24 protein-coding genes are annotated in these 25,161 nt (G+C 64.7%); 19 read left to right on the top strand and 5 right to left on the bottom strand.

The features are described from left to right. The first annotated feature begins 84 nt into the window (after window positions 1–84). From dapA to I6F17_RS28855, 4 genes are read left to right on the top strand one after another with little or no spacing between them, the layout of a single operon-like run. Window positions 85–975: a 4-hydroxy-tetrahydrodipicolinate synthase gene (dapA, locus tag I6F17_RS28870; RefSeq protein WP_036015047.1), complete on the top strand. Its 891-nt coding sequence runs from the start codon at window positions 85–87 to the stop codon at window positions 973–975. Between the two features lie 54 nt (window positions 976–1,029). Beyond that, window positions 1,030–1,443: a large conductance mechanosensitive channel protein MscL gene (gene mscL, locus I6F17_RS28865; RefSeq protein WP_036039223.1), complete on the top strand. Its 414-nt coding sequence runs from the start codon at window positions 1,030–1,032 to the stop codon at window positions 1,441–1,443. A gap of 59 nt (window positions 1,444–1,502) precedes the next feature. Then, window positions 1,503–1,976 (top strand): SsrA-binding protein SmpB, encoded by a 474-nt coding sequence (gene smpB, locus I6F17_RS28860; RefSeq protein ID WP_025036727.1) that lies wholly within the window; start codon window positions 1,503–1,505, stop codon window positions 1,974–1,976. 4 nt (window positions 1,977–1,980) lie between these two features. Then, window positions 1,981–2,574, top strand: coding sequence for a peroxiredoxin (locus I6F17_RS28855; protein WP_225131600.1), 594 nt, complete (start codon window positions 1,981–1,983; stop codon window positions 2,572–2,574). A gap of 82 nt (window positions 2,575–2,656) precedes the next feature. Here I6F17_RS28855 and I6F17_RS28850 read toward each other — a convergent pair whose 3' ends face one another. Both I6F17_RS28850 and I6F17_RS28845 read right to left on the bottom strand, forming a co-directional pair. Beyond that, on the bottom strand, window positions 2,657–3,331 hold the full coding sequence (locus I6F17_RS28850; RefSeq protein ID WP_036025518.1) for a uracil-DNA glycosylase: 675 nt from the start codon (window positions 3,329–3,331) through the stop codon (window positions 2,657–2,659). Then, window positions 3,312–3,956, bottom strand: a complete 645-nt coding sequence (locus tag I6F17_RS28845) for an NYN domain-containing protein (protein ID WP_036015038.1) — start codon at window positions 3,954–3,956, stop codon at window positions 3,312–3,314. Before I6F17_RS28845 ends, I6F17_RS28850 begins: the two co-directional genes overlap by 20 nt. Window positions 3,957–4,286: 330 nt before the next feature. Between I6F17_RS28845 and rpoZ the strand changes: the two genes are divergently transcribed. The 13 genes from rpoZ to I6F17_RS28780 all read left to right on the top strand — a co-directional run bounded on the left by rpoZ (window position 4,287) and on the right by I6F17_RS28780 (window position 18,621). Then, complete coding sequence (rpoZ, locus tag I6F17_RS28840) at window positions 4,287–4,679, top strand: DNA-directed RNA polymerase subunit omega (RefSeq protein ID WP_007603391.1); 393 nt, start codon at window positions 4,287–4,289, stop codon at window positions 4,677–4,679. 205 nt (window positions 4,680–4,884) lie between these two features. Next, window positions 4,885–7,173, top strand: a complete 2,289-nt coding sequence (locus tag I6F17_RS28835) for a bifunctional (p)ppGpp synthetase/guanosine-3',5'-bis(diphosphate) 3'-pyrophosphohydrolase (protein WP_225132030.1) — start codon at window positions 4,885–4,887, stop codon at window positions 7,171–7,173. Window positions 7,174–7,218: 45 nt separating this feature from the next. After that, window positions 7,219–7,971, top strand: a complete 753-nt coding sequence (locus I6F17_RS28830; protein WP_225132031.1) for a pyridoxine 5'-phosphate synthase — start codon at window positions 7,219–7,221, stop codon at window positions 7,969–7,971. Continuing rightward, window positions 7,968–8,387 carry a holo-ACP synthase gene (acpS, locus tag I6F17_RS28825; protein WP_025036721.1) on the top strand — a complete coding sequence of 140 codons (420 nt, stop codon included), beginning with the start codon at window positions 7,968–7,970 and terminating at the stop codon, window positions 8,385–8,387. Before I6F17_RS28830 ends, acpS begins: the two co-directional genes overlap by 4 nt. 249 nt (window positions 8,388–8,636) lie before the next feature. Further along, on the top strand, window positions 8,637–9,401 hold the full coding sequence (gene lepB / locus I6F17_RS28820; protein ID WP_036015031.1) for a signal peptidase I: 765 nt from the start codon (window positions 8,637–8,639) through the stop codon (window positions 9,399–9,401). Continuing rightward, window positions 9,398–10,219, top strand: coding sequence for a ribonuclease III (gene rnc / locus I6F17_RS28815; protein ID WP_225132032.1), 822 nt, complete (start codon window positions 9,398–9,400; stop codon window positions 10,217–10,219). The genes lepB and rnc overlap by 4 nt, the downstream gene beginning before the upstream one ends. Then, window positions 10,209–11,135 carry a GTPase Era gene (era, locus tag I6F17_RS28810; protein ID WP_225132033.1) on the top strand — a complete coding sequence of 309 codons (927 nt, stop codon included), beginning with the start codon at window positions 10,209–10,211 and terminating at the stop codon, window positions 11,133–11,135. Before rnc ends, era begins: the two co-directional genes overlap by 11 nt. Before the next feature lie 21 nt (window positions 11,136–11,156). After that, window positions 11,157–11,537 carry a hypothetical protein gene (locus I6F17_RS28805; protein WP_036039208.1) on the top strand — a complete coding sequence of 127 codons (381 nt, stop codon included), beginning with the start codon at window positions 11,157–11,159 and terminating at the stop codon, window positions 11,535–11,537. Window positions 11,538–11,657: 120 nt separating this feature from the next. Next, complete coding sequence (gene recO, locus I6F17_RS28800) at window positions 11,658–12,410, top strand: DNA repair protein RecO (protein ID WP_109143528.1); 753 nt, start codon at window positions 11,658–11,660, stop codon at window positions 12,408–12,410. Between the two features lie 102 nt (window positions 12,411–12,512). Further along, entirely contained in the window at window positions 12,513–12,797 is a 285-nt protein-coding gene (locus I6F17_RS28795) for a hypothetical protein (protein WP_036015015.1), read from the top strand. Window positions 12,798–12,861: 64 nt separating this feature from the next. After that, window positions 12,862–15,120: a DNA topoisomerase IV subunit A gene (parC, locus tag I6F17_RS28790; RefSeq protein ID WP_225132034.1), complete on the top strand. Its 2,259-nt coding sequence runs from the start codon at window positions 12,862–12,864 to the stop codon at window positions 15,118–15,120. Window positions 15,121–15,521: 401 nt separating this feature from the next. Beyond that, window positions 15,522–17,072: an ABC transporter substrate-binding protein gene (locus I6F17_RS28785; protein WP_225132035.1), complete on the top strand. Its 1,551-nt coding sequence runs from the start codon at window positions 15,522–15,524 to the stop codon at window positions 17,070–17,072. Window positions 17,073–17,076: 4 nt separating this feature from the next. Next, window positions 17,077–18,621 carry a GMC family oxidoreductase N-terminal domain-containing protein gene (locus tag I6F17_RS28780; RefSeq protein ID WP_225132036.1) on the top strand — a complete coding sequence of 515 codons (1,545 nt, stop codon included), beginning with the start codon at window positions 17,077–17,079 and terminating at the stop codon, window positions 18,619–18,621. A gap of 619 nt (window positions 18,622–19,240) precedes the next feature. On the opposite strand, the gene I6F17_RS28775 is transcribed toward I6F17_RS28780, so the two are convergent. The 3 genes from I6F17_RS28775 to I6F17_RS28765 form a co-directional block, all read right to left on the bottom strand. After that, window positions 19,241–19,504, bottom strand: coding sequence for a hypothetical protein (locus I6F17_RS28775; RefSeq protein WP_225132037.1), 264 nt, complete (start codon window positions 19,502–19,504; stop codon window positions 19,241–19,243). A 90-nt stretch (window positions 19,505–19,594) separates the two neighbouring features. Next, window positions 19,595–20,977: a chromate efflux transporter gene (gene chrA / locus I6F17_RS28770; RefSeq protein WP_225132038.1), complete on the bottom strand. Its 1,383-nt coding sequence runs from the start codon at window positions 20,975–20,977 to the stop codon at window positions 19,595–19,597. Then, complete coding sequence (locus I6F17_RS28765; RefSeq protein WP_225113874.1) at window positions 20,977–21,795, bottom strand: chromate resistance protein ChrB domain-containing protein; 819 nt, start codon at window positions 21,793–21,795, stop codon at window positions 20,977–20,979. The genes chrA and I6F17_RS28765 overlap by 1 nt, the downstream gene beginning before the upstream one ends. A 194-nt stretch (window positions 21,796–21,989) precedes the next feature. On the opposite strand from I6F17_RS28765, the gene dmeF reads away from it, so the two are divergent. Next, on the top strand, window positions 21,990–22,949 hold the full coding sequence (gene dmeF, locus I6F17_RS28760) for a CDF family Co(II)/Ni(II) efflux transporter DmeF (RefSeq protein ID WP_225113875.1): 960 nt from the start codon (window positions 21,990–21,992) through the stop codon (window positions 22,947–22,949). A 288-nt stretch (window positions 22,950–23,237) separates the two neighbouring features. Then, window positions 23,238–25,070, top strand: coding sequence for a tetratricopeptide repeat protein (locus I6F17_RS28755; RefSeq protein WP_036014989.1), 1,833 nt, complete (start codon window positions 23,238–23,240; stop codon window positions 25,068–25,070). The last annotated feature ends 91 nt before the right edge of the window (window positions 25,071–25,161 follow it).

Here is a 25,161-nt window from a genome sequence, read left to right as displayed (position 1 = left end):
CACCGACCCCGGGTCTTTTACCGGCCGGATAGACCCGATATGAAGGGGGCTTGCTCAAGAGATCGCCGCGTACGGAGGAAGTCCATGGCAGCCAAGACGAAATTCCGAGGGTCGTTCACCGCCTTGGTCACCCCGTTCAAGAACGGCTCGCTCGACGAGGCGGCGTTTCGCTCCCTGGTCAATTGGCAGATCTCCGAGGGCACCAATGGCCTCGTTCCAGTCGGCACTACGGGCGAGAGCCCGACGCTCAGCCATGACGAGCACAAGAAGGTCGTGGAATGGTGCATCGCTGAAGCCAAGGGCCGCGTGCCCGTCATCGCCGGCGCCGGCTCCAACTCGACCAAGGAGGCGATCGAGCTCTCCCAGCACGCCGAAAAGGCGGGCGCGGACGCCGTGCTGATCGTCACGCCCTATTACAACAAGCCGACGCAAGAAGGCATGTACCAGCACTTCAAGGCGATCAACGATGCGATCGGCATTCCGATCATCATCTACAACATCCCACCGCGCTCGGTGATCGACATGTCGGTCGACACCATGAAGCGGCTGTGGGAGCTGAAGAACATCGCCGGGGTCAAGGACGCCACCGCCAGCATGGTCCGCGTGTCGCAGCAGCGCGCGGCGATGGGCGAGGACTTCAACCAGCTCTCGGGCGAGGACGCCACCATCATCGGCTACATGGCCCATGGCGGCCATGGCTGCATCTCGGTGACCTCGAACGTCGCGCCGCGCCTGTGCTCGGAGTTCCACGCCGCCTGGCAGAAGGGCGACACCAAGGCGGCGCTCGCGATCCACGACAAGCTGATGCCGCTGCACAACAACCTCTTCATCGAGAGCAATCCGGCGCCAATCAAGTACGCGATGTCGCTGCTCGGCAAGCTGGACGAGACGTTGCGGCTGCCGATGGTTCCGGTGTCCGAGCCGACGCGGGTTGCCGTGCGCAGCGCGATGGTTCACGCCGGCCTGGTCAACTGACGCATTAGCCGTTCGGGGGAGCCTTTCATGAGCGTGGATGAAAAGGGCGCGCGGATGCTCAAGGAGTTCCGCGAGTTCGCCATGAAGGGAAACGTCGTCGATCTCGCGGTCGGCGTCATCATCGGCGCGGCCTTTGGCGGCATCGTCACCTCGCTGGTCGGTGACGTCATCATGCCGATCATCGGCGCGGTCACCGGTGGCCTCGACTTCTCGAACTACTTCATCCCCTTGTCGAAGGCGGTCACCGCCACCAACTTGGCGGATGCGAAAAAGCAAGGCGCCGTCCTTGCTTACGGCAGCTTCCTGACGCTGACGATCAACTTCATCATCGTCGCCTTCGTGCTGTTCCTGGTAATCCGCGCCATGAATACGCTGAAGCGCAAGGAGGAGGCGGCACCCGCTGCTCCGCCAAAGCCGTCGGCCGAGGTCGAGCTGCTAACCGAGATCCGCGATCTCCTCAAGAAGTGACGCGCCCACTTCATCCGAACTGTTAGAATCCGAGCGCATCTCGATCAGGTTTGCCCGTCATGGCCGATAAGAACGAACGTCCGATCAAGGTGATGGCGGAAAATCGCAAGGCGCGCTTCAACTACGCCATCGAGGACACGATCGAGGCGGGCATCGCGCTGACCGGCACCGAGGTCAAGTCGATCCGCAACGGCAAGAGCACGATCGCGGAATCCTATGCCGATTCCAAGAACGGCGAGATCTGGCTGATCAACGCCACCATCCCCGAATATCTGCAAGGCAACCGCTTCAACCACGAGCCCAAGCGGCCGCGAAAGCTGCTGCTGCACCGCCGGCAGATCAACAAGCTGATCGGCGCGGTCGACCGCGAGGGCATGACGCTGATCCCGCTCAAGCTTTACTTCAACGAGCGCGGCCGGGCCAAGCTGCAGCTGGCGGTTGCGAAGGGCAAGAAGCTGCACGACAAGCGCGAGTCCGAGAAGAAGCGCGACTGGAGCCGGGAGAAGGGCCGGCTGCTGCGGGCGAGGGGATGACGAGATGAATCAACGGAACCTGCTCGAGGTCGACTGGAGCCAGATTCCCGCGCCTTCCGACGATGGCGCCGCCGCGCATCTCGAAGGCATGACGTTGCCGCCGATCGGCCTGCTCGCGACCGACGACACATCGGTCACCCTGTCGGCTTTGCGCGGCCGCACCGTGGTGTTCGCCTATCCCCGCACCGGCGAGCCCGGCAAGATCGCGCTGGTCGACGATTGGGACATGATCCCCGGAGCGCGCGGCTGCACGCCCCAGACCTGCGCCTTTCGCGATCTCTACGCCGAGCTGAAGGCCGCCGGCGCCGCGCATGTGTTCGGCCTCTCGACCCAGAGCAACGACTATCAGATCGAGATGGCTTCGCGCCTGCATCTGCCGTTCCCGGTGCTCTCGGACGAGAAGCTGGCGCTGACGCGCGCCTTGAACTTGCCGACCATGGAGGTCGCGGGCCTGACGCTGATCAAGCGCCTCGCGCTTGTTATCGACGACGCCAGGATCACGCACGTGTTCTATCCGGTGTTTCCGCCCGACCGGAACGCCGGCGACGTGCTGGGCTGGCTCAAGGCGAATCCCGTCAATAAGGCGCGATGCGATTAGGATGAATCGTCATCGCGCTTTAGCTTATTGTTTGAGCATGATCTTTTCGGAAAACCGCTACGCACTTTTGATCATGCTCTAGCTAATCGAGATCCGCCTTCACCTTCGCGAACACGGATCTGAACATGTCTGGCGTCAGTACGCCGGTGTTCGTGTTGTAGCGGGAGCAGTGATAGCTGTCGTAGAGCCGGAACGCGCCGGCCTGATGCACCGCGCCGTGGCCGAAGGGGGCTTGCGAGGCCTTCAAATTCAGCGGCTTGAGCACGCTGTCGTGCGCAATTCGCCCGAGCGCGACTATCGCGCGCAGCTTCGGCATCGTCGCCAGATTGGCCACGAGAAACTGGCGGCAGGTGTTGATCTCGATCGGCAGCGGCTTGTTCTGCGGCGGCACGCAATGCACGGCATTGGCGATCCGGCAGTCGACGAGTTTCAGGCCGTCGTCGGGACGCGCCTGATAGGTGCCCCTCGCAAAGCCGTATTCGATCAGCGTGGCATAGAGCAGGTCGCCGGCATAATCGCCCGTGAACGGCCGCCCCGTGCGGTTGGCGCCCTGCATTCCCGGGGCGAGGCCCACGATCAGGAGGCGGGCCTTGATGTCGCCGAAGGGCGCAACCGGCGCATTGTGCCACGAGGGCTCGCGCGCGCGGTTCGCCTCGCGGAAGGCGACCAGGCGCGGGCAGAGCGGGCAGTCACGGTCGGGAACGATTGTGAGAGGCTGGCGGCTTGACCGGGCCGCCTCACTCCTCGAAGTCGTCATCGCCCCTCGGCGCCGTCGTGGTCGCGCGCTGGAGGAATTGCGGGGCGTGGTGGCGTTCACCACGCTCGCCGCGGTCACGCGGGGCGGGGCGCTCGGACGGATCGCGGCCGAGCTTGGATTGCAGCTCGACGAGGTCGGTGAAGACGTCGGCCTGGCGGCGCAGCTCGTCGGCGATCATCGGCGGCTGGCTGGCGATGGTGGAGACCACCGTGACCCGCACGCCGCGGCGCTGGACGGCCTCGACCAGGGAGCGGAAGTCGCCGTCACCCGAGAACAGCACCATCTGGTCGATATGCTCGGCGAGCTCCATGGCGTCGACGGCGAGCTCGATGTCCATGTTGCCCTTCACCTTGCGGCGCCCGGAGGCGTCGATGAATTCCTTGGTCGCCTTGGTGACGACCGTGTAGCCGTTATAGTCCAGCCAGTCGATCAGCGGGCGGATCGAGGAGTATTCCTGGTCTTCGATGATGGCGGTGTAATAGAACGCCCGCAATAACGTCCCGCGGCTCTGAAACTCCTTCAGCAGGCGCTTGTAGTCGATGTCGAAGCCGAGGGTTTTCGCCGTCGCGTAGAGATTGGCCCCGTCGATGAAGAGCGCGATCTTGTTGGTAGGAGAAGGTGACATTCAGTTTGCTCGCGTAGCGTTCGTGATTGATCGTTTTTTGTTGGCGCGGCGACAACAGGCCGCGCAGTTCTAGAGTGCCGCAGAAACCCGTCGAAACCGCAAATCCGGAGAAGTCGGGGCAATCAAGGTATAGTTATGGCGGACTTGCATACACCCCGGGGCCGCCCCCAACGGCAGCCCGGAAAACCACCCGTCCCAGCCCCAATGTGGGGGTAGCAGAGCGGTTTGGCGAGGCCAAATCACAAAATGGTCTTGCGAAACCGTCCCGGCCCCTATAACTAGCCCCAATCATCCACATATTTCGTCCCACCCACAACGGAGCGACAGTCCATGGCTCGCGTCACCGTAGAAGATTGTATCGACAAGGTCGACAACCGGTTTGACTTGGTCCTGCTGGCCGCCCACCGTGCCCGCATGATTTCATCCGGTTCACAACTAACGGTTGATCGCGATAACGACAAGAACCCTGTTGTGTCTTTGCGTGAAATTGCCGAGACGACGATCTCGCCGGAGGACCTCCGCGAGGAGCTGGTCCACTCGCTGCAGAAGTTCGTCGAGGTGGACGAGCCCGAGCCGGATACAGTGCCGCTGATCGGTTCCGCGGGGGCAAGCGTCGATGCCGACGACACCGAGGTCGCCGTGGAGCGCATGACCGAGGAGGAGCTGCTGAAGGGCCTGGAAGGCCTCGCGCCTCCCGAGGAGCAGCCCGAGGAAGACGAGTAATTCCTCCATCGCGAACATCTTCTTCTTGTGATCATATCAAAGGCCCGAACGATCGTTCGGGCCTTTGCTTTTGTTGACCTTTTCGTGGTTACCATAGCGCTGCGGTCGGCGCTTGGCCCTGTCACTGAATTGATCGGACACGAGCGCGATCGGAGTTAGGATGTATGCAGCGGGCCGGCTCAAGCCCGTTTGAAGGCAGGACGGCATGGTATATCGGCGCCGCAGATCCACGCAGATGCAGGCCGCAACCGAATCGGTTGCCGTGGCCCCGACTGCGCCGGTCGCGCGCCCCGCCAGGCCTCGCGCCCGGATGATGCGTCAATATGACCTCGTCGAGCGCGTCAGGTCCTACAATCCCAACACCAACGAAGACCTGCTGAACCGTGCCTACGTCTACGCCATGAAGGCCCACGGCTCGCAGACCCGCGCCTCGGGCGATCCGTATTTCTCGCATCCGCTCGAGGTGGCTGCGATTCTCACCGACCTCAAGCTCGACGACGCCACCATCGTGGCCGCGCTGCTGCACGACACGATCGAGGACACCGAGGCAACGCGGGCCGAGATCGATCAGATCTTCGGCTCGGAGATCGGCGCGCTGGTCGATGGCCTGACCAAGTTGAAGCGGCTGGAGCTGGTGTCGCGGGAGGCTAAGCAAGCCGAGAATCTGCGCAAATTGTTGCTGGCCATTGCCGACGATGTCCGCGTGCTTTTGGTCAAGCTCGCCGACCGTCTGCACAACATGCGCACGCTGGACTTCGTGCCGACGGAATCGCGCCGGCGCATCGCCGAGGAGACGCTCGACATCTACGCGCCGCTGGCGGGGCGCATGGGCATGCAGGAAATGCGCGAGGAGCTGGAGGATCTGTCCTTCCGCACCCTCGATCCCGAAGCCTATTCGGTGGTGATGCAGCGGCTCGACGCGCTGGCTGAGCGCAACCGCAACCTGATCGGCGAGATCGAGGACCAGCTCTCCAACAATCTGCGCCACCGGGGCTTGGGGGCGCGGGTCTATGGCCGGCGCAAGAAGCCGTTCTCGATCTGGACCAAGATGGAGCGCAAGTCGGTCGGCTTCGAGCAATTGTCCGACATCTTCGGCTTCCGCCTCGTCGTCAGCGACGTCGAGGCCTGCTATCGCGCGCTCGGGATCGTCCACACCACCTGGCCGGTCGTGCCCGGACGTTTCAAGGACTATATCTCGACGCCGAAGCAGAACGACTACCGCTCGATCCACACCACGGTGATCGGCCCCGGCAACCAGCGCGTTGAGCTGCAGATCCGCACCGAGGCGATGGACCAGATCGCCGAGCGCGGCATCGCCGCGCACGTTTTCTACAAGGAGGGCGTGGGTTCGCCGACCGAATTCCTCAAGCGCGAGTCCAACGCGTTCGCCTGGCTGCGCCACACCATCGGCATCCTCTCGGAAAGCGCGAACCCGGAGGAATTCCTCGAGCACACCAAGCTCGAGCTGTTCCACGACCAGGTGTTCTGCTTCACCCCGAAGGGCAAGCTGATCGCGCTGCCGCGCCATGCCAACGTGATCGACTTCGCCTATGCGGTGCATACCGACGTCGGCAACAGCGCGGTGGGCTGCAAGATCAACGGCAAGTTCGCGCCGCTGTCCTCGGAGCTTCAGAACGGCGACGAGGTCGAGGTGCTGACCTCGGAGGCGCAGTCCGCGCCGCCGTCGGCCTGGGAAACGCTCGCCATCACCGGCAAGGCGCGCGCCGCGATCCGCCGCGCCACGCGCACCGCGGTGCGCGATCAATATGTCGGGCTCGGCCGGCGCATCGTCGAGCGTCTGTTCGAGCGCGCCAAGATTGAATACGCCGACGACAAGCTCAAGGGCGCGCTGCCGCGGCTCGCGCGCACCTCGATCGAGGACGTCATGGCGGCGGTCGGGCGCGGCGAGATCAAGGCCTCCCATGTCGCACGTGCGATGTACCCGGATTACAAGGAGGAGCGCATCGCGCGCTACGGCGTCAAGAAGGGTCTTGCCGCCAAGCTCAAGGAGAAGGGGGTCTCCGAACCGTCGCGCAGCCCGGTCGCGATCCCGATCCGCGGCATCAATTCCGACCTTCCGGTGAAGTTCGCGCCGAACGGCGGCGCCGTCCCCGGCGATCGCATTGTCGGCATCGTCACGCCGGGCGAGGGCATCACGATCTATCCGATCCAGGCGCCGGCCCTGAAGGACTTCGAGGAGGAGCCGGAGCGCTGGCTCGACGTCCGCTGGGACATCGAGGATTCCGCGCCGCAGCGCTTCCCGGCCCGCATCAAGGTCGAGAACGTCAATGAGCCCGGCGCGCTGGCGCAGATCGCGACCGTGATCGCCGAGCACGACGGCAACATCGACAATATCAGCATGCAGCGCCGCTCGCCCGATTTCACGGAGACGACGATCGATCTCGAAGTTTACGACTTGAAGCACCTCAGCGCGATCCTGGCCCAGCTGCGCGCGAAGGCGGTCGTCGCCAAAGTCGAACGTGTTAATGGATAGGCGCATCTCGCATGCGCCGCTCCCTCTGATTTCGCGAGTTTTGAAATGCCCGCACCTCCGCTCCGCCTCGGCGTCAATATCGATCACGTCGCAACCGTGCGTAACGCGCGCGGCGGCCGCCATCCCGATCCGGTGCGCGCCGCGCTGCTCGCGATCGAGGCCGGCGCCGACGGCATCACCGCACATTTACGCGAGGACCGCCGGCACATCCGCGACGAGGACATGGCGCGCCTGAAGGCGGAGATCTCCAAGCCGCTCAATTTCGAGATGGCCGCGACGGACGACATGATGCGGATCTCGCTCGCCACCAAGCCGCACGCGGTGTGCCTGGTGCCGGAGCGGCGCCAGGAGGTGACGACCGAAGGCGGGTTGGACGTGGTCGGCCAGCGCAACGCGCTCGCGCCCTATATCGCGCGGCTGAGCGAGGCCGGCATCCGCGTCTCGCTGTTCATTGCGGCCGATCCCGCCCAGATCGAGATGGCGGCACGGCTGCGCGCCCCCGTGATCGAGATCCACACCGGTGCCTGGTGCGATGCCGTCGTCGATGGCCACACCGACAAGGCCGAGGCCGAATGGCAGCGGATCGTGGCCGGGGTGAAGCTGGCGAAGGACGCGGGACTTGAGGTTCACGCCGGCCACGGGCTGGACTATGCGACGGCGGAGAAGATCGCGAGCTTGCCCGAAATCATGGAGCTGAACATCGGCTATTACATGATTGGCGAGGCGCTGTTCGTGGGGCTGGCCGAGACCGTGCGCAGCATGCGCGCGGCGATGGACCGTGGCCGGAGCCGGGCATGATCATCGGCATCGGCTCCGACCTGATCGACATCACCCGCGTCGCCAAGGTGATCGAGCGCCACGGCGAGCGTTTTCTCGACCGCATCTTCACCGCGGCCGAGCGGGCCAAGGCGGAACGGCGCGCCAAGAACGAGAAGATGGTGGTGGCGACCTACGCCAAGCGCTTCGCCGCCAAGGAGGCCTGCTCCAAGGCACTCGGCACCGGCATCAGGCGCGGCGTCTGGTGGCGCGACATGGGGGTGGTCAACCTGCCGGGCGGGCGGCCGACCATGCAGCTGACCGGCGGCGCCCTGGCCCGGCTCCAGGCCCTGACACCGGAGGGGTTCGAGGCGCGGATCGACCTTTCGATCACCGACGACTGGCCGTTGGCGCAGGCTTTTGTCGTCATTTCCGCCGTCCCGCTGCCGAAACCTTGATCGCGGCTCGGGCGTTTTGTGATTTTCTTTATAAATCAATATCTTAATCAGTTTTGATGCGATCCTTGATTGCGTGGCCTCCGACAACCGTCTAAAAGTCCGCGAACGCAAATCAGCCTGGGCGAATTCGGCTTTACGCCGGAATTGGCCCTCACTATCAGAATCAGGACAATCTCCTTGCGCCGCGAACCGGTGGGCCGTTCGCGGGAGGAGGGCGCTCTATGATCGCCGGCCGGAATTGAGAGAGCAATGAGCGTGACTTCGGGAACGAAAACTGAGAGCGGCGTCGGCGAAACGATCCGAGTCGTCATTCATGCTCTCCTAATCGCGCTCGTGATCCGCACCTTCCTGTTTCAGCCCTTCAACATCCCGTCCGGCTCGATGAAGGCGACGCTGCTGGTCGGCGACTATCTGTTCGTCTCGAAATATTCCTACGGCTACAGCCATTATTCGATTCCGTTCTCGCCGCCGCTATTCTCCGGGCGGATCTGGGGCTCGGACCCCGCTCGTGGCGACATCGTCGTGTTTCGCCTGCCGAAGGACGATTCCACCGACTACATCAAGCGCGTGATCGGCCTTCCCGGCGACCGTGTCCAGATGCGGGACGGGCTGCTCTACATCAACGATACGCCCGTCGAGCGGCAGCGCATGAGCGAATATGTCGGCGAGGACCCTTGCGGCTCGGAAGGCGGCGGCATCTCCCGGGTGAAGCGCTGGAAGGAGACGCTGCCGAACGGCGTGTCCTATGAGACGCTGGACTGCGCCGACAACGGCTACATGGACAACACCAACGTCTACACCGTCCCGGCCGGCCACTTCTTCATGATGGGTGACAACCGCGACAACTCCACCGATAGCCGCTTTCTCGGCCAGGTCGGCTACGTCCCGCAGGAGCACTTGATCGGCCGCGCCCAGATGATTTTCTTCTCCATCGCTGAAGGCGAGCACGCCTGGATGCTCTGGCGCTGGCCGTGGGCGGTGCGCTGGAATCGTTTCTTCAAAATCGTCCGATGAAAGACGAAGCCAAGGACATCGCGATCCAACCGACCGAGGTGCAAGCCGCTCCCGAGGGCGAAGCTGCGGCGAAGGCGCCTGCCAAGAAGAAACGGCCGCGGAGCAGCAAGGCCAAGCGCACGAATGCCAACGCGGCGCTCGAGGCGCGGATCGGCCACAGCTTCGCCGATCCAAATATGCTGATGCAGGCGATCACGCATGTCTCGGCCCTGAAGTCCGGGCGCAAGCGAGGCGACAGCTATCAGCGGCTGGAATTCCTCGGCGACCACGTGCTCGGGCTCGTCGTCTCCGACATGCTCTATCACGCCTTCCCGAACGCAGATGAGGGCGAGCTGTCCAAGCGGCTTGCCGAGCTCGTGCGCAAGGAGAGCTGCGCGGACGTCGCCAAGTCGCTCGGTCTCGTCGACGACATCAAGCTGGGCTCGGTCGGCTCCAGTGCCGATGCCCGCCTGCGCAAATCCATCCTCGGCGACATCTGCGAGGCCGTGATCGGCGCCATCTACCTCGACGGCGGCCATGCGGCGGCAGCCGAATTCGTCAAGCGCAACTGGACCGAGCGGATGCACAAGCCGCGCCGGCCCTTGCGCGATCCCAAGACCGTGCTGCAGGAATGGGCGCAAGGCAAGGGACTGCCGACGCCTGTCTATCGCGAGGTCGAGCGCACCGGCCCGCATCACGATCCGCAGTTCCGTGTCGCCGTCGATCTGCCGGGCCTGGCCCCCGCCGAGGGTATCGGCGGCAGCAAGCGCGCGGCAGAGAAAGTGGCAGCGTCAGTGATGATCGAACGCGAAGGCGTCGGCGGCAGCAATGACGGTTGAAGCAAGCGGCGGTGCACCCGGCGCGACGCGCTGCGGCTTCGTCGCGCTGATCGGCGCGCCGAATGTCGGCAAGTCGACGCTGGTCAACGCGCTGGTCGGCGCCAAGGTCACGATCGTCTCGCGCAAGGTGCAAACCACGCGCGCGCTGATCCGCGGTATCGTCATCGAGAACAACGCGCAAATTATCCTTGTCGACACGCCCGGCATCTTCTCGCCCAAGCGCCGGCTCGACCGCGCCATGGTCTCGACCGCCTGGAGCGGGGCGCATGATGCCGATCTGGTCTGCGTGCTGCTCGATGCCAAAACGGGCATCGACGAGGAGGCGGAGGCGATCCTCGCCAAGGCCGCCAGCGTCAATCACGACAAGATCCTCGTCATCAACAAGGTCGACCTGGTCCAGCGCGAGAAGCTGCTGGCCCTGGCGCAGGCCGCCAACGAGCGCATGGCGTTCGCAAGGACCTTCATGATCTCGGCGATCTCGGGCGATGGCGTCGACGACATCCGCAAGACGCTCGCGGACATGGTGCCGCCGGGTCCGTTCCTCTACCCCGAGGACCAGATGTCGGACGCGCCGATGCGGCAGCTGGCTGCCGAGATCACCCGCGAGAAGATCTATCAGAAGCTGCACCAGGAATTGCCCTACCAGTCCACCGTCGAGACCGACAAGTGGGAGGAGCGCAAGGACAAGTCTGTGCGGATCGAGCAGACGATCTACGTCGAGCGCGAAAGCCAGCGCAAGATCGTGCTCGGCAAGGGCGGCGCCACCATCAAGTCGATCGGCGCCGACTCGCGGAAAGAGCTGATGCACATTCTGGACGTGCCGGTGCACCTGTTCCTGTTCGTCAAGGTGCGCGAGAACTGGGGCGACGATCCCGATCGCTATCGCGAGATGGGCCTGGACTTCCCAAAAGAATAACCAAGAAAAGATCGGCATTCGATGAGCCTACCCACCAACGTCCAGCGCTTCGAAGCGCTGCTCTATGCATCGTTGATGCTGGACGCCGTCTCGGTCGCCGTGCAGGACCGCACGCCCAATGCCGCGGTGACCGAGCAGATGATCATGACCGGGACGCTGCTCGCCGGCGGCATGATCCTCCTGCTGCTCTATTTCGTCCGGCTGGCCGCGCATCATCGCAAGAACTGGCCACGCTGGGTGCTGGCGGCGGCCCTCGTGTTGTCGGTGATCTCGCTTGGCCAGATCATCGGCGAGAAAGGCCTGGAGCTCGACAGCGCCATCGAGATCGTCTCCTGCGCGCTGACGACGATGGGCCTGTATTTCTCCTTCAGCGGTGACGCGCGGGACTGGTTCAACGCGTGAGGCGCCGTAGGGTGGATTAGCGAAGCGTAATCCACCTTTGACGTGCACGGGCGATTGGCGGATTACGCCTTCGGCTAATCCGCCCTACGATTGAACGCCGGAATCCGCTACACTTCCCCTATGGAATGGACCGACGAAGGCATCGTGCTGGGGGTGCGGCGGCATGGCGAGTCCAGCGCCATTGTCGAGCTGTTGACGCGCGCGCATGGCCGGCATCTCGGCCTCGTCCGCGGTGGCGCCGGCTCGCGGATGCGGCCGCTGCTGCAGCCGGGGAACAGCGTCAGTGCGGTGTGGCGGGCGCGGCTCGACGAGCATCTGGGCACCTACGCAATCGAGGGATTGAAGCTGCGCGCGGCAACGCTGCTGGCCTCGTCCCACGGCGTCTATGGCGTCACCCATCTCGCCTCGATCGCGCGGCTGTTGCCGGAGCGCGATCCGCATGAGGACATCTTTGCGCTGCTCGAGCATTCGCTCGACGATTTCGACGACATCGGCAGCGCGGCCGTGCACCTGATCCATTTCGAGCTGGCGATGCTCGCCGAGCTGGGTTTCGGCCTGGCGCTGGACAATTGCGCGGTGACCGGCGAGACCACGGACCTGATCTATGTCTCGCCGAAATCAGGCGGCGCAGTATCGCGTGGCGCGGGCGAGCCGTGGCGCGACCGGCTGTTGCGGCTGCCGCCGTTCCTGCGCCAGGGCGAAACCGCGGGCGATCTCACCGAGCAGGATCTCCAGGACGGCTTTCGGCTCACCGGCCTGTTCCTGCTCCGCCACGTGCTGGAGCCGCGCGGCCAAGGCCATTCCGATGCGCGGGCCGGCTTCATCAACGCCCTGATGCGGCAGCAGGCGAGGGCGGCTATCCCGGCGCCATGACGTAATAGCTGCCCAGCCTTGCCCAGCGGCATGCCGTTCCCTGGAACGAAATCGGCCCGCGCGGACTTGGGCTTGAGGTTCCACCTCGGGGGGACAGCCCAAATGTTGATCAGGGGATTCGCCTTGTCGGCGACGCTGCTTGCGTTCGCGCCCGACGCCATGGCTGGCGAGCCGCAGCCCGGGGCGTTTCGCCGGGCCTCGTGCACGGTGGTGCGGTACTATGTGGCGAAATATTCCGCTGCCGCTGCAGAGACATGGGCGCGGTCGCGTGGTGCGACCGACGCCGAGATCGAGGCCGCCCGCCGTTGCCTGACCAATGCGCCGGCGCCTGCGCAAACACCTGGTCCAGCCCCAACCCAGACCGTCACAGCCGGCTGGGCAGGCTAGTACGTCGCCCACAGGGAACCATTCGATCCTTGCCCGATTCGCTTCCACGGTTTAACCGGGCGGCATGGGAAAACGAATCGTTCCGCCGGAAGAACCGGCTGAAATCCACGAGGTGCCGCTGCGTGAGGCGCTGGAAGAGCGCTATCTCGCTTATGCCCTCTCCACCATCATGCACCGTGCGCTGCCGGACGCGCGCGACGGCCTGAAGCCGGTGCACCGGCGCATCCTCTACGGCATGCGCCTGCTCAGGCTCGACCCCGGCACGGCCTTCAAGAAATCGGCCAAGATCGTCGGCGACGTGATGGGTTCGTTCCATCCGCACGGCGACCAGGCGATCTACGACGCCATGGTTCGCCTCGCGCAGGATTTCTCTTCACGATATCCGCTGGTCGACGGCCAAGGCAATTTCGGCAATATCGACGGCGATAACCCGGCCGCCTACCGCTACACCGAAGCGCGCATGACGGACGTCGCGCGGCTTCTGCTCGAGGGCATCGACGAGGACGGGGTCGAATTCCGCGCCAATTACGACGGCCAGTCGAAAGAGCCCATCGTGCTGCCGGGCGGCTTCCCGAACCTGCTCGCCAACGGCGCGCAGGGCATCGCGGTCGGCATGGCGACCTCGATCCCGCCGCACAACGCCGCCGAGCTGTGCGATGCCGCGCTGCACCTGATCGAGAAGCCCGACGCAAAGTCGAAGGCGCTCTTGAAGTGGGTCAAGGGTCCGGATTTCCCGACCGGCGGCATCATCGTCGATTCCAAGCAGGCGATTGCGGAAGCCTACACCACCGGCCGCGGCTCGTTTCGCGTCCGGGCGCGGTGGACGCAGGAGGAGGGTGCGCGCGGCACCTGGGCCGTCGTCGTCACAGAGATTCCGTTCCTGGTGCAGAAGTCGCGTCTGATCGAGAAAGTCGCCGAGCTGCTGGACCAGAAGAAGCTGCCGCTGGTCGGCGACATCAGGGACGAGTCGGCCGAAGACGTCCGCATCGTGATCGAGCCGAAGTCGAAGAACGTCGATCCGGCGCTGATGATGGAATCGCTGTTCCGCCTCACCGAGCTCGAAAACAAGATTCCGCTGAACCTCAACGTCCTGATCAAGGGGCGCATCCCCAAGGTCGTGGGGCTCGCGGAGTGCTTGCGCGAATGGCTCGACCATCTGCGCGACGTGCTGATCCGCCGCAGCAACTACCGCAAGGCGCAGATCGAGCACCGGCTGGAAGTGCTCGGCGGCTTCCTGATCGCATACCTGAACATCGACAAGGTGATCAGGATCATCCGCACCGAGGACGAGCCGAAGCCTGAGCTGATGAGGGCGTTCAAGCTCACCGAGGTGCAGGCGGAAGCCATCCTCAACATGCGCCTGCGCTCCTTGCGCAAGCTCGAGGAGATGGAGATCCGCACCGAGGACAAGAACCTCCGCGCCGAGCTCAAGGGCATCAATGCGGTGCTCGCCTCCGAAGCCGAGCAGTGGAAGAAGGTCGGCGAGCAGGTCGGCAAGGTCCGCGACATGTTCGGACCGAAGACACCGCTCGGCAAGCGTCGCACCACCTTCGCGGATGCGCCCGAGCACGACCTCGCCGCGATCGAGGAGGCCTTCGTCGAGCGCGAGCCGGTGACGGTTGTCGTCTCCGACAAGGGCTGGATCCGCACCATGAAGGGGCATGTCGAGGATCTCTCCGGCCTCGCCTTCAAGCAGGACGACAAGCTCGGCTTCGCCTTCTTCGCCGAGACGACCTCGAAGCTGCTGCTGTTCGCCACCAACGGCAAGTTCTACTCGCTCGACGTCGCCAAGCTGCCGGGCGGCCGCGGCCATGGCGAGCCGATCCGATTGTTCATCGACCTCGAGCAGGAGGCCGCGCCCGTCGCGCTGTTCGTCAACAAGGGCGGCCGCAAATTCCTGGTCGCCAGCCACGAGGGCCAGGGTTTTGTGGTCAACGAGGACGATTGCGTTGGCACCACCAAGAAGGGCAAGCAGGTCCTCAACGTGGACATGCCGAACGAGGCCCGCGCGATCACCGAGGTGACGGGCGACACCGTCGCCGTCATCGGCGAGAACCGCAAGATGCTGGTCTTCCCGCTCGACCAGGTGCCGGAAATGGCCCGCGGCCGCGGCGTGCGCCTGCAGAAATACAAGGACGGCGGCCTGTCCGACGTTGCGGTATTCGACGCCAAGGCGGGCCTGACCTGGAAGGATTCCGCAGGACGCGAATTCTCCGCGACCATGAAGGAGCTGGCGGAGTGGCAGGGCACCCGCGCCGACGCCGGCCGCCTGCCGCCGAAGGGTTTCCCGAAGTCGAACAAGTTCGGCCGGGCGATCGGGTAGGGCACAGGCCCCAACTGTCGCCACAACGACGCTGTCATGCCCCGCCTGGTGCGCAATTGCGCACGGGGGCGGGGCATCCAGTACGCCGCGGCTTCTCCGTATCCATCAGCTGTCTCTGGAATACTGGGTCGCCCGGTCAAGCCGGGCGGCGACAGCGCGTGTTGTGCTCTCTGCTCCACCGTCATTGCGAGCGCAGCGAAGCAATCCAGAATCCCACCGCGGAAAGACTCTGGATTGCTTCGCTGCGCTCGCAATGACGAGCTGCGACAGCCTCGCTCTCCACTTTAAGTATGTGCATCCTGCAAACGCGTGGCAGCTAGCTATGAGCGCATACGTGTGGGCACGAACATTGCTTTTTCCTGCTGAACGCAAACGGCTGGTCAAAAGGCAAAAACACCCCAATGCTCAAACTGAAGACTTTCATTCCCGCGCTGTTCGGCCTTGCGCTTGTGGCGGCGCCCGCGCATGCGGCGGGCAATCTCGTCGCGGTGCTCGAGGCGGAGATTGTCACGCTCGACCCGCATTTCTCCACGGCCTATATTTCGCGCACGTTCGGCTACATGGTGTTCGACACGCTGTTTGCGAAGGATGCCAAGGGCGACATCAAGCCGCAAATGGTGCAGGACTGGAAGGTCTCGCCCGATGGCTTGACCTATACATTCACGCTGCGCGACGGCCTGAAATGGCACGACGGCCAGCCGGTCACATCAGCCGATTGCGTGGCCTCGCTGCGCCGCTGGGGCACCCGCAGCGCGCTCGGCCGCCGCATTTTTGCGATCACGGCTTCGCTCGAGCCGGTCGATGCGAAAACCTTCGTGCTGACGCTGAAGGAGCCGTCCGGGCTCGTCATCGACGCGCTCGGCAATCCCGTCAGCCCGGTCGCTTTCATGATGCCCGAGCGCATCGCGAAGACGCCCGGCGACCAGCGCATCACCGAGATCGTCGGCTCCGGCCCGTTCGTCTACAGCAAGGCCGACCACCGCACCGGCGACCGCATGATCCTGAAGAAGTTCGGCGACTATGTGCCGCGTCCCGAGCCCGCGGACTTCCTGGCCGGCGGCAAGCGCGTCAACGTCGACACGCTCGAGGTCCGCGTCATTCCCGATGGTGCGACTGCCGCCTCTGCGCTGCAGGCCGGCGAAATCGATTTCATGCAGTACGCGCCGTTCGATCTGCTGCCGCAGCTGGAGAAGAACACGCGCGTCAAGCTCGTCAACTTCACCGGCGGCAACATGTTCGCCGGCGCCTACCGTCTCAACGCGGCCTCGAAGCCGTTCGATGATCCGGAAATCCGCCGCGTGCTGTGGAAGCTGGTCGACCAGCGCGAAGTGCTGGATGCGCTCGGGCTCGACGCCAAATACGCCACGCCTTGCGCGACCTACTTCACCTGCGGCACCACATACGAGAGCAAGGCCGGCACGGAAGCGGCGGCCAAGCCCTCGATCGAAGCGGCGAAGGCTGCACTGAAGGCGACCAAATATGCCGGCGAGTCCGTCATCGTGATGCAGGCCAACGATCTCGAAGCCCCGCGCGTTTCGGCGCAGGTGCTCGCCGAGCGGCTGAAGGCGGCCGGCTTCAATGTCGATCTGCAGGTGATGGACTGGGCGAGCGTGCTGGCGCGCCGCGCCAAGAAGGAGGGCTGGAGCGTCTATGGCGTCCACGCCGGCGGCTTCGACCTCGGCTCGCCGCTGACCAATGTCATGGTTGCCTTCAACTGTGCCGACTTCACCGGCTGGCAATGCGATGCGCGTATCACCCCTCTGATGGAAGCCTTCGCCAAGGCGCCGGCCGAGGCGGACCGGAAGAAGATCGCGGGCGAGATCCAGGCCGTCATGTACGATCAGGCGCCCGGAATCCCGTGGGGCCAGTTCGCGCAGCCGGCCGCCCATCGCGCGACTTTGCGCGGTCTGATACCGTCCGCCATCCCGGTGTTCTGGAACGTTGAGAAGTAGCGCGATGTACGATGTCATTGTTGTCGGCGGCGGCTCCGCCGGCGCCGCCGTGGCCGCAAGGCTCTCCGAAGATCCCGCACGGCGCGTCCTGCTGCTCGAGGCGGGGCTCGACTGGCGCGCCGACGAGGCGCCCTGGGAGGTGCGGACGCCGAATCCGATCCCGATCATCCACAAGCGCGAGTACCAGGAGAAATGGCAATGGCCCGATCTTCTGACGCGCCGCGTCGCTGGGCAGGAGCCGCGCTTCTACTGGCGCGGCAAGGGGCTCGGCGGCTCGTCGATGATGAACGGCCAGATCGCGATCCGCGGCGTTGCCGATGCGTTCGACGAATGGGCGGCCAATGGCTGCACCGGCTGGTCGGCGAAAGAGGTGATGCCGCTGTTTTCGGTGATCGAGGACGATCTGGAATTCGGCGATGTCGAGGACCACGGCCGCGGCGGGCCACTGCCGGTCTACCGCGCGCCTTTGCAAAAGTGGGGTCCGATCGACCGCGGCTTGCGCGATGCGGCACTTGCGAGCGGCTATCCCTGGTGCGCCGACGTCAATGGTCCGGACGGCGAGGGCGTTGCGTGCTACCCCATCAACAGCCGCGACTTGCGCCGCATCACCACCAACGAGGGCTATCTCGAGCCCGCGCGCGGGCGCGCCAATCTGGAGATCCGCGGGCATGCGCTGGTCGATCGTGTGCTGATCAGCGACGGACGGGCAACGGGTGTCCGCGTCCATATCCAGGGGCAGGGCACCGACGAGATCAGCGCACGTCAGATCGTGCTGTGCGCCGGCGCCATCCACAGTCCGGCGATCCTGCTGCGCTCGGGCATCGGGCCGGCTGAGGAGTTGAAGGCGATGGGGATCGCGGTCGAGCGCGATCTGCCGGTCGGCCGCCATTTCTTCGATCACCCGCTGTTTCGCGCCACCATACAGCTCCGGGAGGAGCTTCGCCCTACTGATCCCGATACGCGCCACACCAATTGCTGCGTGACCTATTCCTCGGGCCTCGCCAATGGCGGCAAGCGCGACATGATCCTGATCGCCTTCAATCATCGCGGCATCGGGAACCCCGGAGCGATCGGTGCAGGGCTGTTCAACGCCTATTCGCGCGGGACGCTCAAGCTGGCCTCGACCGATCCTGCAATCGATCCGGTCGTCGAGGAGAACATGCTGGCCGATCCGCGCGACATGCTGCGCATGATCGATGCGGTGAAACGCCTCGCGGTCATCACATCGCAGCCGGCGCTGTCAGGCATCGCCGACTGGATCAGGCTCGCTGACACGGATCTGACGCTGCCGCAGGCCGCCAGCCTGCCCGATCACGAGCTCGAAGCGGTGCTGCGCCGCGAGACGGGCGACATCCAGCATGCCGCCGGCAGCTGCCGTATGAGCGGCTTGGACGACCCGGATGGCGTGGTCAACCCCGACGGCACCGTGAAAGGGATCGGCGGCCTGCGTGTAGCCGACGCCTCGATCATGCCGTCCGATTGCCGCGCCAACACGCATTTCACGACGGTGGTGATCGGGGAAGCGATCTCGCGGATGATGATGCGGTAGCCGGCAGCCGGGATTCAAGGCGCATTGTGTTGAGTCACGCGCGCGTCGCGGAAGATGGGCGAGTGGCGGGACCAGATTCAATTCAACGTTGCGCGACATCGTTCCTACCAATGTTGAAAGCCTCCGACGAATATCATCAGGAACGTTTGCGCGCGGCTTCGATTGGCATGTCATCGTCAATCGGAGTTTGAACAATGCGAAAGACAATCTTCTCAGTGGCCATGTGTGCGTTGCTTGCTGGCGCGTCGATCGGGTTCGCCCATGCGCAGGCGGGCGGAGGTGCCGGAGGCGGGGCAGGCGCAGGTGGAGCGGGCGGCGCGGGTGCGGGCGCTAGCGCCGGGGCCGGAGGAACCAGCGGCGGAACGAGCGGCGCGGCGGGTGGAACAGGAGCGGGCGATGCAGGTACCGGCAGTTCGACGGGGTCCAGCGTAGGCGCCGGCGGCGGCAGTGGCGCAGGTTCCGGCCAGGGCGGTCCTCAGACCATCCGTCCGGGCGGCACAAACGATCCAACCCGACGCTAACAAACGTCGGCGCTTACGACGTGAATAAGGGAAGGCTGCAGGGTTCGACTCAGCAGCTTTCCCGCGGCATCAGCGAGCCGGCCCAAGGTGGAACGGGTCTATGGACTGAACAAGCTGCGAAGAAACCGCTCCTTTTCGCCGGGCGCATAACCTTGAGAAGCGCCGAAATAAGGTTCAGTGGCGCCAGGATAAGCTGAGGTTTCCGGCGGCGGCGCGTAGGCGAAGCCCGAAGCTGGACCGGACAGGATCATACCCTGACCGGAATGGACAATCGCGTGCCGCCGGTGTGGATGACGCGCCTGTGCGGCGTCGGCAACGCCGACCAAGGTGATCAGAAAACTGAAAACCAGAAGGAAACGCATCGCTGTTTCTCCAAACGCCCCCTGCCTAGGTGGCGTTCGGCCGCGGCGTTCCAACTCATCCTGGACTCATGATTAGTCACGTCCCTGGCATCAGATCATCCCGGCCATCCGCAACGCCACGCCCGCCGCGCAGCTGCCCGCCAGCACCGTCAGCATGCCGAGCTTGAACCGGAAGATCGCGGTGGCCGCCGCGATCGCCAGCACCAGCGCCGGCACGTCGACGCTCCTCAGCACCGGCATGTCGAAGTTCAGCGGAAACGCATGCACCGGCACGGTCTCGCGGAACAGGATGTGCAGCGCGAACCAAATCGACAGGTTGAGGATCACGCCGACCACGGCGGCGGTGATCGCGCTGAGCGCGCCGGCGAGGCCCGCGTTGCCGCGCAGGCGCTCGATGTAGGGCGCGCCGACGAAAATCCAGAGGAAGCAGGGCATGAAGGTAACCCAGGTCGCGAGCAGGCCGCCGAGCGTGGCCGCGAGCATCGGCGACAGGCCGCTAGGGTCGCGATAGGCCGCCATGAAGCCCACGAATTGCAGCACCATGATCAGCGGGCCCGGCGTGGTCTCGGCCATGCCGAGACCGTCGAGCATCTCATGCGGCTTGAGCCAATGATAATGCTCGACCGCCTGCTGGGCGACATAGGCCAGCACCGCATAGGCGCCGCCGAACGTAACCAGCGCCATCTTCGAGAAGAACAGCGCGATCTGGCTGAACACATTGGCCTGACCCAGGGCCATCAGCAGTGCGATCACCGGCACCAGCCAAAGCGCCAGCCACAGTGCACCGACGCGGATCGCGCGCGCCGTGTTGGGCCGGACGTGATCGGGCACGGCCTCGCCGAGCATGCTGTCGATCGCGGCGCCGCCGCCATGGGCGTGACCGGCCGGCGCGAATTCCGGACGGCCGCTTCGGGCGCCGGCATAACCGATGAGGCCGGCGGCGATGATGATGATCGGGAAGGGGACCGCGAAGAAGAAGATGGCGACGAAGGCCGCGGCCGCGAGCGCGATCATGATGCGGTTCTTCAGCGCGCGCTTGCCGACGCGCACTACCGCCTCGACGACGATGGCGAGCACGGCCGCCTTGAGCCCGAAGAACAGCGCCTCGACGAAGCTGACATTGCCGAAGGCGGCATAGATGTAGCTGAGGCCCATGATGGCGATGATGCCGGGCAGGATGAACAGCCCGCCCGCCATCAGCCCGCCGGCGGTGCGATGCATCAGCCAGCCGACATAGGTCGCGAGCTGCTGCGCCTCAGGTCCCGGCAGCAGCATGCAATAGTTCAGTGCGTGCAGGAAACGGCCTTCGGAGATCCACTTCTTCTCCTCGACCAGGATGCGGTGCATCACCGCGATCTGGCCCGCGGGGCCGCCAAAGCTCAGGCAGGCGACACGGAGCCAGACGCGAAAAGCTTCCTTGAAGCTGATGCCGTGACCGGCACCAGCTCCCGCTTGATCGGCGCGAACGTCCATTACGCCTTCACCTTGTTGGTCGGCCAGTTGTGAGTCTCGGTGGTGGCGTCGCGGCACCAGCGGTAGAAGGCATCATAGAGCAGCATGCCGGCCTCGAGCTGCTCGAGGTCGTCGTCATACATGCGCGACAGCCCGAGCGAGGCCGCGAGCAGGCCGGGCGCCTCCTGCGCGAGGTCGGGTCGCGCGGTGTCGGCGCCCCGCACCAGCGTCGCGAGACGCAGCAGGGGCGCGGTCGCGATGCCGAACTCCTCGATCATCACGTCGAAGGTGCAGAGCTCGCCGCGGTGGCTCCAGAACACGTTCTCGATGTCGAAGGGCGCTGCGCCGAACCGCTCGCCGACGGCGACCACCTCGGACGGCGCGACATAGAGGAACACTGCGCCCGGATCGACGAAGCGGCGGATCAGCCACGGGCAGGCGATGCGGTCGACCTTCGGCCGCGCCCGCGTCACCCAGACGGTGCGCCCCTTGGCATCGCGCGGCGGCAGCTTGCGGGCGTCGACCAGCGGCAGCTTGGCCGCCTTCCAGCCCTCGAAGCCGCCCTCCAGCGTTTCGGCCTGCGCGCCGAGCTGGCGTAACCAGGCCGCGGTGCCTTGCGCGAGCTTCTCGCCGCGGAGGCAGGAGACTACGGCGCGGCGGCCGGCGAAGGCGCCGCCCCAGTCCGCCACGTTGTCGTGGCCGAGCTTGATGGAGCCGGGAATCAGCCGCCGGTCGGCGGCGAAATCCTGCTCGGTGCGCACATCGATCAGAACAGGCGCATTCGCCGTGCCGATCAGCCGTGCCATTTTGTCGGATGAGATGGTCGTGAATGTAGACATGATGCGTCCTCGAGAACCAAACGGGACGCGATGCTTGGGCCTGTCGCCTCGTGGGGAGATCGCTCAAATCCCCATGGCGCAGATTACAGCGAAACTAAGAAGCACTGTCAATCCGCGGGACGATTGGTCCTTAGAAAATTGGTGCCTGCCGTCTATATTGGAGGCCAACAGAGCTGAATCTTCTGGAGAATTCGATGCATTCCCATTCCATCGAACAATGGACCCATGACCACGCCTTCCTGGGCGAGAAGCACGACGACAACGAGCGCCGCACCTGGTTCGTGGTCGTGCTGACGCTGGTCATGATGGTCGGCGAGATCGTCGCCGGCTCGCTGTTCGGTTCGATGGCGCTGCTCGCCGACGGCTGGCACATGGGCACCCATGCGGCGGCGCTCGGCATTGCCGCCTTCGCCTATCGCTTCGCGCGGCGGCATCTGGGGAATGCGCATTTCACCTTCGGCACCGGCAAGTTCGGCGATCTTGCCGCCTTCGCCAGCGCGATCATCCTCGGCCTGATCGCGGTCGAGATCGCCTATGAGAGCGTGCTGCGCTTGGTCAATCCGGTGCCGATCGTCTACGGCGAGGCCATGGCCGTGGCTGCTCTCGGCTTGGGCGTCAATCTCGCCAGCGTGTGGCTGCTGCGCGACAGCCACGATCATCACCACGGCCATGGCCATGCGCATGATGACCACGCCGAGCATGACCACGAGCGCGATCATCACCACCATCAGCACGACAACAACCTCCGCGCGGCCTATGTCCATGTCATGACCGATGCCGCAACCTCGGTGCTGGCGATCGCAGCGCTCGGCCTTGCCATGTATTCCGGCTGGGTCTGGGCCGACCCGGCGGTGGGTCTGATCGGCAGCGCCGTGATCGCGAGCTGGGCATTCGGCCTGATCAAATCATCGGGTGCGGTGCTGCTCGACGTGCGCGCCGACGAGAAGCTGGAGCGGGTGATCCGCGCCCGCATGGAGGTCGGTGAGGATCGCGTCACCGACCTGCATCTCTGGCAGGTCGGCCCCGGCCATTGTGCCGTGCTGCTCTCGGTGGTGTCGGACAAGCCGAAGCAGCCGGCCGTCTACAAGCGGCGGCTCGCCGGGCTGAAGGGCCTCAGCCACGTCACGGTCGAGGTCGAGACCTGCCCGCATTAGCGGTGAGTGAACGTGACTTCGCGCATGACGAGAAGAAGTTTGCGTTTTCATTTTGAGTTGTCGCGATTGCGACCCACCCGGGCGTTTCGCAAATCGTGATCTGGTTCATAACCGAGCGGCCAGCTGCGCAGTATGGATTGACGTGCGCTCGATGAGGACGTGCGTGCGCTGAGTTCGCAACTGCCGGGCAAGGTCCGGTCAACATCAAGGTAGTGAAGCAGTACCGGCCTTAAGGGCCATTCACCTGAGAGCCCGGTCAGCGGAGGCCGGGCTTCGGAGAGACGAGCAATGGGCCTCGTGCAGCAGGACACCGTGGTCCTCTTGGTCGACCTCGTCGAGTCCGTGCGTCTGATGCGGGAGCATGAGGCGTCCGCGGTGCGTCGATGGACCGACTTCGTCCAACTTGCCACCGGCCAAATTCTGCCGCGTTATCGCGGCGGCCTCGTGAAGAGCCTCGGAGACGGGCTCATGGCCCGCTTCGAATCCGTGCGTGATGCCGTCAATGCCGCCGCCGAAATGCACCGGAGTATCGCCGTTCAGAACACCGGGCGGCCTGAAGATCAACACTTCCAGCTTCGTGCGGGGATCAACTCCTCCACCGCCTGGAGTGACGGCACTGACATCTATGGCACCGGCATCAACCTCGCAGCCCGGCTCGCAACTCTTGCCGGTCCCGGTGAAACCATCGCCAGCGAGGCCGCGCATGAGCAACTGGCGACAGCTCTTGCCAGCCTGGCCAGTCCGGGGGAGACGATTGGCAGCGCTGCGGCGCGCGACGAGCTGACGCACGGAGTGGATGCGCTGTGCGAAGATTTGGGCGACTGTATCCTCAAGCACTTTGACAAGCCGGTTCGCGCCTACCGCGTTGGTCCGGCCAGTCCACACCCAAGCCTCGCAGCTCGGCGAGACTATGGAACTCCCATGGAGCCGACGATCGCCGTCATCCCCTTCGACGCGCGCAAGGACGCGGAGGAGCATCTCGACGTTGGTAACCTGATCGCGGACAGCGTGATCTGGTGCCTCTCCAGATCGGCGAACCTCAAGGTGATCTCGCGTCTGTCGACCAACATATTTCGCGGCAGGGTCAGCGATGTGGCGGAAGTATCGGCGCATCTCGGTGCCACCTACATTCTCAGCGGCAGCTATGTGGTCGATGCGGACCGGATTCTGGTGACGGCGGAGCTGTCCGCGGCGCGAACCAATCAAGTCGTCTGGACCGACCGCCTGAGCGGCAATATCGGCGATCTGCTGCAGCCGGAGAGCGAACTGGCTCACCGCATCGCCGCTGCAGTGCATCTGTCGGTCTTCGATGCCGAGGTCGAGCATATCCTGACCCAGCCGTTACCGACGCTAGAAAGCTACTCGCTGCTGCTTGGCAGCATCCGCCTGATGCACCGGTCGAGCAGGGAGGAGTTTCTCCAGACCCGGACGGTGCTGGAGGAACTGATCAATCGCCACGGCCGAATAGCTGCCCCGCGCGCCTGGCTCGCCAACTGGTACATCCTGCGCATGACGCGCGGCTGGTCCGAGGACCGCAAACGCGAGGCCGCCGAGGCCTTGAGCGCCACTCGCGCGGCGCTCGACCGTGACCCGTCCGACGCGCTTGCGCTTGCGACCGAAGGCTTCGTCTATTGTCACATGTTGAAGGACCTGGACGCTGCCCGAAAGCGGTGCGAGCAGGCCGTCGATGCCAACCCCAGCCACGCGTTGGGCTGGCTCTACCGGGGCACCGTCGACGCCTTCAAAGGCGACGGCGAGGCAGCCGTGGACGCAACGCGGCGCGCTCTGAAACTCTCCCCGCTCGATCCGCAGCGGTATTATTTCGAGTCCCTGGGCGCCACGGCGCTTCTATCGGCGCATCGATACGACGAGGCGGAAGAGCTCGCGCGCTCATCTCTCATTCTCAATCGCATGCATCCGTCTACGTGGCGGGTCCTCGCTATCGCACTCGTTTCGCAAGGACGGGTCGCGGAGGCCCGCGAAGCCTTGGGCAAGATGCGCGAGCTCGAGCCGCATTTGACCCTAGATCGATACATCGGGCGCCTCCCCAATGCGGATCTCGAAACAGGCAGGCACTGGGCTCGCTGCCTCGAAGTGGCAGGACTACCGACGACAGGCTGACTAACCTCATACCGACTTGTTTTCATAAGGAGGCAGGCAATGGCTCAACTAGGCGGGGCGGGAGGAGCAGGCGGTGCAGGTGGTGCTGGCG

Origin of the sequence: Bradyrhizobium sp. NBAIM18 (assembly GCF_020193825.1) — a bacterium.
In the GTDB taxonomy this organism is placed as follows: Bacteria; Pseudomonadota; Alphaproteobacteria; order Rhizobiales; family Xanthobacteraceae; genus Bradyrhizobium; species Bradyrhizobium yuanmingense.
This window is presented reverse-complemented; position numbering and strand designations above follow the sequence as displayed.